At 73.7% G+C, this 1,670-nt stretch carries 1 pseudogene; it reads right to left on the reverse strand.

The features are described 5' to 3' along the window. A pseudogene (locus tag BN4348_RS45290) lies at positions 1 to 1,670 on the reverse strand (AMP-binding protein); the annotation flags it as partial.

Consider the following 1,670-nt stretch of genomic DNA (forward strand, 5'->3'; position numbering starts at 1 on the left):
GCCCGCAGCCGGCGGGCCAGGCCGGGGCGCACCCAGTCGCCGCCGGTGGGCACCACCCGCAGCGACGACAGCCTCCCCTGGCCGACCTCGACCAGCATCTCCAGCCAGCCGGGCAGGAAGTTCAGCACGGTGACCCGGTGGGCGTCGATCAGCCGGGCCCAGGCGTCGGGATCGCGCCGCTGCGCCTCGTCCACCACCACGATCGCCCCACCGGCGCGCAGCGTGGCGAAGACGTCCAGCACCGACATGTCGCATTCCAGCGTGGATAGCGCCAGGCACCGGTCGGCGGCGCCGATCTCGAAGTGGCCGGTGACGAACTCGACCGTGTTCATGGCGCCGTCGTGCGTCATCTCGACGCCCTTGGGCTCNCCGCGCGCTGCGCCTCCGGCAGCGCCGGGGGACCGGGCGCGTCCCAGGCGTCGTCGGCGGCGGCCAGCCGGAGTAGTTCGTCGATGTGGTTCTCGAACATGGCGTCGATGACGCCGGGCGCGAAGACCCCGTCGCGCACGTCCCAGTTCACCAGCACGCCGCCGTCGAACTCGGTGACCTGCGCGTCGAGCAGGACCTGGGGGCCCTGGGAAATGATCCAGGCGGGCGTGCCGAATTGCGTGGTGACGTCGGCACCGAACAGTTCCCCGAGGCCGAGCGCGCTGGTGAAGACCACCGGCGCCAGGACCTGGGTGCCGCGGTGGCGGCTGAGGTCGCGCAGCACCGACAGCCCGGGGTAGGCGGAATGGGCGACGGCGGTCCGCATGGCGTCCTGCACCGCGTGCGCCCGCGCCGCCGGGGTGTCGGACCCGAGCAAGTCGATGTCAAGCAGCAGGGAGGAGGTGAAGTCGCCGACCAGGAGGTCGACGTCGGGGTGCAGGGCCTGGCGCCCGAACAGGGGGACGTTCAGCAGGAAACGCGCGGTGGACCAGCGGGCCAGCGCGTGGGCGAACGCGGCGCCCAGCGCCATCGCCGGGGTGACGCCGCGGGCNGCCAGTGCCAGCGCCGGGTGCTGGTGCGCGAGCCCCGGCCGCCGGTCGATGGCGGCGCCGGCGGGTCGGGCAGCCGGGGAATGCGTTGTGCCCACCAGTCCCGGTCGGCGTCGCGCTCCGGCCGCGGTTGGGCCTCCTGCCGCGCGATCGCCTGGCGGTATTCCCGGTAGCTGTAACCCAATTCGGGTAGGTCACGGCCCAGGTAGAGGGCGGCCAGGTCGGCCATCAGGGTGCGGTAGCTCATCGCGTCGGCGGCCTGCATGTCCAGATCGACGTGCAGCCGGGAGCGATCGCCGGGCAGCAGCGTCAACGTCAGTTCGAACACCGCGCCGTCGAGCTGCTGGTGCGATTTGGCGTCCCGCAGGGCCGCCAGCCGCCGCTCCACGTCGGCCTCGTCGCGCAGGTCGACCACCGCGACGGGGAAGTCGCCGCATTCGTCCACCGGGATGCGCTGCGTGCCGTCGGGCAGAAACCGGACCCGCAGCATGGGGTGACGCTGCGCCAACCGGGTCGCGGCCGCGCGCAGGCGATCCGGGTCGACCGGGCCGCCGTCGAACTCCACGTAGAGGTGCCCGGCCACCCCGCCGAACTGCTGGTGGTCGTGGCGCCCGACCCACATCGCGTGCTGCATCGGGGCGAGGGGGAAGGGGTCGCCGGCGTGCCCGGCCGCGTCGGCCACTGGGGCCGGCT

Source organism: Mycobacterium interjectum, from assembly GCF_900078675.2.
GTDB lineage: Bacteria > Actinomycetota > Actinomycetes > Mycobacteriales > Mycobacteriaceae > Mycobacterium > Mycobacterium interjectum.